This is a genomic window from Streptomyces sp. NPDC057939 (assembly GCF_042887545.1).
GTDB lineage: Bacteria > Actinomycetota > Actinomycetes > Streptomycetales > Streptomycetaceae > Streptomyces.
The window spans coordinates 106,479-114,081 of sequence record NZ_JBHVPG010000028.1; the positions used below are offsets into that span (position 1 = coordinate 106,479).

Sequence of the window (7,603 nt, forward strand, 5' to 3'; positions counted from 1 at the left end):
CCGGCTGCTACCCCGGCCCCGGCTCCGGTCCTGACGCCCGATCAGTGGCGGGGTGCGACGGAGCCGGGAACGCAGCGGCCGCGGTCAGCGGGTCTCGACCTGGATCAGCATCCGCTTGAGGAGGGCGGCGAGCGCGGCGCGGTCGGCGTCGTCGAGGGGTTCGATCATCCGCGCCTCGGCGATGCCGCGCCAGCGCATGGCGTCGGTCCAGCGCCGGTGCCCCTCACCGGTGAGCTCGACGTCGACCCGGCGGCGGTCCGCGGCCGCGCGCAGGCGCCGGACCAGGCCCGACTTCTCCAGGGTGTCGAGGCGTCCGGTCATGCCGGCCGGCGAAAGGAGCAGTTCGGCGGCGAGTTCGGAGGAGGGGGCCCGCCAGGGGGCGCCGCGGGAGGCGAGGCGGTGCATCGTCTCGAACTCGAAGGACTGGAGCCCGGTCTCGGCGAGGGCCCGTTCCTTGCCGTGCGCGACGTGCTTGGCGAGCAGTTGGATCCGCGTGATGACGGCCTCGGTGGGCACGTCGAAGGGGACCTTGCCGCTCCAGCGCGCGATGTGGCGGTCGACGGAGTCGTCCGCGGGGGCCGCCGGCTCCGACCGGTCGGAGCCCGGGCGGAGGGCGGGGTCAGTGGTCCCGTGCGGTGCCGGGGTCGCGCCCGTCTCTGTGCCCATGTCGGCATTATGACCCGGGCCGCGGCGGCCTCGTCCCCACCCCCGGGCGAAAACATTTCGCTGGTGAATTCTTCGCCGGCGAAATAATCTTCGCGACATGACCCCGACCCTCCTGCGGCTCCTCGCGGGCCGCACGTGCGCCGCCTTCGCCACGGCGCTGATCCCCACCACGCTCACCCTCGCGGTGATGCGCACCGGTTCGGCCGGCGACCTGGGACTGGTCCTCGCCGCCGAGATGCTGCCGATGCTGCTCCTGCTGCCCGTCGCGGGGGTGGCGGCCGACCGGTTCCCCGCCCGGCGGGTCGTGCTCGCCGCCGACCTGGTGCGGGCCGCCGCCCAGCTGGCCACGGGGGCGCTCCTGCTGTCCGGCCCCGTACGGATACCCGAGCTGGCGGCACTGGCGGCGGTGACCGGCGCCGCCGTCGCCTTCGGCACCCCCTCCGCGCGGACCCTCGTCGCGGCCGTCGTCGCCGGCCCCGGCCGGCTGCGCGCCAACTCCCGGCTGATGGTGGCCCAGGGTCTCGCCGCCATCGCGGGGCCGGCCGCCGCGGGCGCGCTGATGCTGACCGCCGGGGCGGGCTGGTCCTCGCTGGTGACCGGCGTCCTGTTCGCGGCCTCCGCCCTCACCCTGGGCGGGCTGCGGATCCCGGCCGGGGAACGCGCCGGGGTACGGCCCGGGTTCGCGACCGAGCTGCGCGCCGGCTGGGCGGAGACCCGTCGGCACCCGTGGTTTCTGGCCAACGTCATGGCGCACGGCGTCTGGCACCTGACCGCCGGGGTACTGCTGACCCTCGGCCCGCTGATCGCCGTGGAGTCCCTGGGCGGCGAGGCCTCCTGGGTGATCGTCGCCCAGGCCGGTACGGCCGGCCTGCTCGCGGGCGCCTGGGCGGCCGGTCGACTGCCCGTGCGCCGGCCGCTGGTGTGGGTCGCGGTGGCCTCGGCGGCCATCGCCCCGGCCCTGGCCGCCTTCGCGTTCCGGCTGCCCGTGGCGGTGTGCGCGGTCGCGTACTTCGCCGGCATGGGCGGCGTCGGGCTGCTGAGTCCGCTGTGGGAGACGGAGATCCAGCGACGGGTGCCGACCGAGGCCCTGGGGCGGGTCGGCTCCTTCGACTCCCTGATCTCCTTCGCGGCCCGGCCGCTCGGTCTGGCGGTGGCGGCGCCGCTCGCCGCCGCCACCGGAACCACGGATCCGCTGCTGGTCGCGGCGGTGCTCGTGGCCGCCGCGAACCTGTCCGTACTACTGCTTCCGGACGTAAGGGCGGATCCGGAGCGGAAGCCTTCGCTCGCCCTGCGATGATGTGGCCTTCATACGAACACGCGTGCTTCGCGCACGTGTGCCATCGAAGGGTTCAGGGGTACGCATGGCGAGAGTCGGGACCGCGCTGCTGGAGCTGCGCGGGGCGCAGAAGTCGGCGAAGGGGGTGTCCCTCTACTCCCGTTTCGTGAACCGGCCCGCCGGGCGGTACCTGGCCGCCGGATCGTACGCGCTGGGCCTCACTCCCAACCAGGTGACGCTGATCAGCGCCGCCTTCAGCTTCGCCGCCGTGGCGGCCGTGGCGCTGGTCGCACCCTCCTGGGGGCTGGGTATCGCCGTGTGGGCGGCCCTCGCGGTCGGCTTCGCCTTCGACTCCGCCGACGGGCAGCTGGCCCGGCTGCGCGGCGGCGGCAGCGCGGCCGGCGAGTGGCTCGACCACGTCGTGGACTGCGCGAAGCTGACGGCGCTGCACACCTGCGTGCTGATCGCCTTCCACCGCTTCCCCGAGGCCTACGGGACGGAATCGGAGGGCTGGCTGCTGGTGCCGCTCGGATTCCAGTTCGCCGCGATCGTCACCTTCTTCGGCGGGCTGCTGACCGAGAAGCTCAAGCCCAAGCCGGCCCCGGGCAGCCCCGCCGCCGCGCCGTCGACCCTGCGCGCGGTGGCGTTGCTGCCCGTGGACTACGGGGTGTTCTGCCTGGTGTTCCTGCTGCTCGGCGGCGGCACGCTGTTCCGCTGGGCGTACGCGGCACTCGGCGTGGTCGCCGTCCTGTTCCTGCTGGCGTTCCTGACCAAGTGGTTCCGGGAGCTCAGCGCCGTTCGGCGGTGAGCGCCTCCGGCCCCGCGAGGGGCTGGGCCAGGGCGTCCAGGGCCCGGCGCAGCTGGGTGCTGGACGTGTGGACGGTGTAGGGGAAGTAGACGACGTCGACCCCGTGGGCGGCGAAGTCCTTCTCCAGCCGGTCGCCCTTGGGCGTGCCCCGCCAGTCGTCACCCTTGAAGATCACGTCGAAGCGGACCTGCTTCCAGGTCTCCACCTTGTCCGGGACCGTCTCGACGAAGGCCGCGTCGACGTACTTGACGCTGCGGACGATCTCCAGCCGTTCGACCAGGGGAATCATCGGTCGACGGCCCTTGGCGAGTTCGGCCATCTCGTCGGAGACCACTCCGGCCACCAGGTAGTCGCACTGACTCCGGGCGTGCCGAAGGATGTTCAGATGTCCGATATGGAACAGGTCGTAGGCGCCGGGCGCGTACCCGACCCGGTACGGTCTGCGCGCGGACGGCCCAGGCTCGGACATATCGTGCTCCATCATCAATTACCCCCCAGCGGCCACACCCCCGGGTGTGGCGGATTAGCAGACAATAGCGTGCACGTTCCGCACCCTGTCGGTGAACGAATAGGGTGACGTGCGCATCATCCAGGGGAGAAGGGGACGTTCAGTGTCCAATTCCGGTCACCGGCGCCTGCTGCTGGTTTCCACCAACTACGCCCCCGAGCACGCGGGCATAGGCCCGTACGCCACCCAGATCGCGGAGCACTGGGCGAGTATCGGCCACGAGACCCACGTCCTGGCGGGCATGCCGCACTACCCGGCGTGGTCGGTCGAGCCGGAGTACAAGGGGGCGCTCCGGCGCACGGAGGGGCGCGCGGGTGTCACCGTGCACCGGCGTGCGCACACCGTGCCCCAGCGGCAGACCGCCGTGAAGCGCGCCCTTTTTGAAGGATCGATTCTGCTGCACGGCGCCGTGGCCCCGCCCCGGATGCCGAAGCCGGACGCGGTCCTCGCGCAGATGCCCAGTCTGGCCGGCGGCGTCCTCGCCGCGCGGCTGGCGGCCCGCTGGAAGGTTCCGTACGTCCCCGTCGTCCAGGACCTGATGGGGGCCGCTGCGGCGCAGAGCGGGATCAGCGGCGGCGACAAGGCCGCGGCGATCGCGGGGCGCGCCGAGGCGTACGCCCTGAAGCGGGCCACCCTGGTCGGCGTGATCCACGAGACCTTCGTGGACCGGGTCGTCGGCATGGGCGTGGACCCGAAGCGGATCCGCCTCGTACCCAACTGGTCGCACGTACCGCAGCCCACCAAGCCGCGCGGAGAGACCCGCCGTCACCTGGGCTGGGCGCCCGGCCAGACGGTGGTCCTGCACTCCGGGAACATGGGCCTGAAGCAGGGGCTGGAGGTCCTCGTCGGCGCCGCCCGACGGGACCCGTCCGTCCGCTTCGTCCTGATGGGCGACGGCAGTCAGCGAGCGGCCCTGGCCACCCTCGCGGCGGACGTTCCGAATCTCGACATCATCCCCCCTGCCGCTGACGGCGAGTTCCCCGATATTCTCGCCGCGGCGGACGTGCTCGCGGTCACGCAGCACGCGGCCGTGCTGGACATGAGCGTTCCGTCCAAACTCACCTCCTACTTCCAGGCCGGCCGGCCCGTCGTCGCCTCCGTCGCGGCGGGGGGCGGAACCGCCCAGGAAGTGGCACGTTCGGGCGCAGGGGTGCTCGTACCGCCGGAGGATCCCGACGCGCTGTTGAAGGCCGTACGGGCTCTGGCGGAGGACCCCGAGGGCGCGGACGCGCTGGGCGCTGCCGGGCCCGTCCACGTGGCGGCCCACCTGAGCCGGGAAGCGGGCCTCGCCCGCATCGACGCACTGATAGACGAAGCACTTGGGGGCACCCAGCCGTGATCGAGACGAACCGCCCAGCAGCGGCCCCGGCCGAGGACGAACCCGATCTCCTCAGGGACCAGTTCAAGCAGCTCCTGCGCTACCGCCGACTCATCGGCGCCGGCGTGGGCATCGGCCTGCTGGGCGGCGTCTACCTCGGCATATCCACCGCCGACACCTACGTGGCGACCGCCGACGTGGTGCTGCGCGCCCCGACCGACGACCCGTTCAACCCGAGCCTCGCGCCCGACAAGGCGATCAACATCGGCTCCGAGCGCCAGGTCGCGCTCTCCAGCTCCATCGCCGAGGCGGCCAAGAAGAGCCTCAAGATTCCCGACCAGGACTTCGCGTCCCTGCGCAGCGGCCTCCAGGTGACCAACCCGCCGCAGACCATGGTGCTCCGCTTCACCTACACCGCGTCCTCCCCCAAGGAGGCCGCCCGCCGCGCCAACGCGATGACGCAGGCCTACCTGCTCAAGCGGCAGGAAGCCCTCGACGCCACCCGCGACAAGATGGTCAAGGGCTACAAGGAACAGCGCGACCCGGTCGCCAAGCAGCTCGACGAGCTCTCCAAGGAGATCGCCCGGATGCCCGCGGGCGCCGCGCGCGACGCCGCGACCTCCTCCAAGACCGACCTGCAGAGCGAGGTCGGCGGCTACAACGGCAAGATCACCAAGCTGGAGGCCCTGGACATGACCCCGGGCCGGGTCACCAGCGCGGCGACGGCGCCGACCGGCCCCGACGGCCCCGGCATCTTCATGTCGCTCGCGCTGGGCGCGGCCGTGGGCCTGGCCCTCGGCCTGCTCGCCGCCTGGGTCCGGCTCGTCTTCGACCCGGCGCCGCGTTCCGAGGGTGACGTCTCGCGGGCCCTGCGGGCGCCCGTACTGGGTTCCCTGCCCCGGGACAAGACGGGCGGCGGGCCGCTCCTCGCGGCCGGTGAGGCCGACCCGAGGCTCGCCGAGGAGTACCGATCGGTGGCGTTCCGGCTCGCCTACGACTCGCGCTTCGCCGACCGGCGTCGACTCCTCGTCGTCGCCCCGCGCGGCAGCAGCGAGACCGCCGCCGCGGTGGCCGTGAACCTGGCCGCCTCCTTCGCGGAGACCGGCAAGGACGTCCTGCTCATCGAGGCCGACCTGCGCACCCCGGTGCTGGCCAGCCAGCTGCCCACCGACGCCGGCGGCCGGCCCCGATGGAGCCAGATGCCGGGCGGTCCCTCCGCCGGCGGGCACGGCGAGTCCGACTGGCCCGACGGACGGCAGCTCGTCGTGGACGCCGGGGAATCGGGCGCCTTCGACCTGATCCCGGGCGAGCAGGTCCGCAACGTGCCGCGCGCGCTGACCTCCCCGCGCGCCACCCGGCTGATCTCCGAGGCCGACTCCCCCAACTCGACCGTCGTGGTGCTCGCCCCGCCCGTGCTCTCGTACGCCGACGCCCTCGCGCTCGTCGACCGCGTCGACGGAGTGCTGGTGGTCTGCGACCCGCGCGCCGTGCACCGCACCGACCTGTCCCGGATCCGTGAGCTCATCAGCGGCGCCGGCGGAACGGTGCTGGGCGCCGTACTGCACACCCCGCTGCCGACCGAGAAGCGCGGCCGAGGCAAGGCCAAGGGGAAGGGCGCGCCCGCCCCGGCGACCGCGCCCCCCGCGCCGGCGAAGTCCGCGCCGCAGCCCCTCACCCGTGAGCCCGCCGAACCCGAGCAGCACATCCCGGGCGACGGCACCGACACCGTCGCCCTGCGCACGGTGCGCACGGGCCGGCGGTGAGCCGGCGGGGCCTCGCCGCGGTCTCCTCGGTCCTGGACCAGGCCGCCTCCAGCGCCACGAACATCCTGGTGCTGGTGCTGGCCGCCCGGCTGTCCTCGGCGTCCGGCTTCGCGGACTTCTCGATGGTGTACGTGGCCTTCAGCGTGCTCCTCGGGCTGAACATGGCCTACGTCGGGCAGACCGTCGTCCTGGAGAAGGGCGAGCGCCTCGGCGCGGTCTGCCGTTCCTCGGTCCTGTTCACGGCCGCCGCCTCGGCGGCGGCCGGACTGGTCCTCGCCGCGGTGGGCCCGGCCCTGCCCGGCGCCGCCGGCGCGGCCTTCCTCGCGCTGGGCGCCGTACTGCCCCTGGTCCTCGTCCAGGACGGGCTGCGCTACTGCTTCTCCGCCCTGCGGGTGCCCGAACGGGCCCTGGCCGCCGACACGCTGCGGCTGGTCTGCGTCGTCGCCGCGCTGGCAGTGCAGCCGTCGGGCGCGTCCCCGGCACGGCTGGTGCTCGTGTGGGGGCTCTCCGCGCTCCCGGCGCTGGCGCTCGGCCTGTGGCTGCTGCGGCCCTTCGTGCGCGGGGTGCGCGGTGACCTGCGTCCCTACCTGCGCCGCGGGCACCTGGGGCAACGGTTCGTGGTGGAGTTCGCCGTGGGCAACGGCTCCAGCCAGCTCGCGGTCCTCGGGCTCGGCGTCTTCGCCACCCCTCTGGCCGTCGGCGCCCTGCGCGGTGCCACCACCCTCTTCGGGCCGCTGAACGTGCTGTTCAACTCGGCGAACGCCTTCGGCCCCCCCGTGGTCGGCCGCGCCCGCGGCAAGCGCGGCGTCGTCCGGCTGACGGCCCTGATGGGCGCCGCACTCGCGGTGCTCGGCGCGGGATGGGCGGCGGTCCTGTACGCGCTGCCCGACCGGTTGGGCCGCCACCTGCTCGGCGACACCTGGGCCGCCGCGTCCGCCCTGCTCCCGGCGACGGGAGCGCAGTACGGCGTCATGGGTCTCGGCACCTGCGCGCTGCTGACCCTGCGCGTCCTCAACCCGAAGGCCACCCTGTCCCTGCAAGTGGTCTTCTCCCTGCTGTCGGTGGCCCTGCTGCTCGGCGGGTACGCCCTGTGGGGCGTGGCGGGGGCCGCCTGGGGCCTGGCCCTGGGCTCCGCCGCGAAGGCGGCGGCCGGCTGGCTGCGCGTCGCCCGCCTGGATGTGCCGGCCACGGACCCGACGCCGGCCGCCCCGGACACCGCCGGGCGCACCACCGCCTGAGCGCGACGTGCGGAGACGGCCGCGGG

Annotated in this window: 7 protein-coding genes; 5 read left to right on the forward strand and 2 right to left on the reverse strand. The window is 73.9% G+C overall.

Annotation, left to right across the window (positions count from 1 at the left end):
* Nucleotides 1-84: 84 nt before the first annotated feature.
* Nucleotides 85-666: a MarR family transcriptional regulator gene (locus ACFVS6_RS26960; protein WP_389707697.1), complete on the reverse strand. Its 582-nt coding sequence runs from the start codon at nt 664-666 to the stop codon at nt 85-87.
* A gap of 97 nt (nt 667-763) precedes the next feature.
* Between ACFVS6_RS26960 and ACFVS6_RS26965 the strand changes: the two genes are divergently transcribed.
* Both ACFVS6_RS26965 and ACFVS6_RS26970 read left to right on the forward strand, forming a co-directional pair.
* Nucleotides 764-1,963, forward strand: coding sequence for an MFS transporter (locus ACFVS6_RS26965; RefSeq protein ID WP_389707699.1), 1,200 nt, complete (start codon nt 764-766; stop codon nt 1,961-1,963).
* 64 nt (nt 1,964-2,027) lie between these two features.
* Nucleotides 2,028-2,750, forward strand: a complete 723-nt coding sequence (locus ACFVS6_RS26970) for a CDP-alcohol phosphatidyltransferase family protein (protein ID WP_389707701.1) — start codon at nt 2,028-2,030, stop codon at nt 2,748-2,750.
* Here the strand turns inward: ACFVS6_RS26970 and ACFVS6_RS26975 are convergent.
* Nucleotides 2,731-3,219 (reverse strand): adenylyltransferase/cytidyltransferase family protein, encoded by a 489-nt coding sequence (locus ACFVS6_RS26975; RefSeq protein ID WP_389707703.1) that lies wholly within the window; start codon nt 3,217-3,219, stop codon nt 2,731-2,733. The genes ACFVS6_RS26970 and ACFVS6_RS26975 overlap by 20 nt on opposite strands.
* 172 nt (nt 3,220-3,391) lie before the next feature.
* Between ACFVS6_RS26975 and ACFVS6_RS26980 the strand changes: the two genes are divergently transcribed.
* The 3 genes from ACFVS6_RS26980 to ACFVS6_RS26990 are packed head-to-tail and all read left to right on the forward strand — an operon-like array spanning nt 3,392 to nt 7,577.
* Nucleotides 3,392-4,597: a glycosyltransferase gene (locus tag ACFVS6_RS26980; protein WP_389707720.1), complete on the forward strand. Its 1,206-nt coding sequence runs from the start codon at nt 3,392-3,394 to the stop codon at nt 4,595-4,597.
* Nucleotides 4,594-6,339 carry a lipopolysaccharide biosynthesis protein gene (locus tag ACFVS6_RS26985; RefSeq protein WP_389707705.1) on the forward strand — a complete coding sequence of 582 codons (1,746 nt, stop codon included), beginning with the start codon at nt 4,594-4,596 and terminating at the stop codon, nt 6,337-6,339. Before ACFVS6_RS26980 ends, ACFVS6_RS26985 begins: the two co-directional genes overlap by 4 nt.
* The gene (locus tag ACFVS6_RS26990) at nt 6,336-7,577 is read left to right on the forward strand and encodes a hypothetical protein (RefSeq protein WP_389707707.1); all 1,242 of its coding nucleotides are present in this window, start codon (nt 6,336-6,338) and stop codon (nt 7,575-7,577) included. Before ACFVS6_RS26985 ends, ACFVS6_RS26990 begins: the two co-directional genes overlap by 4 nt.
* Nucleotides 7,578-7,603 lie beyond the last annotated feature (26 nt).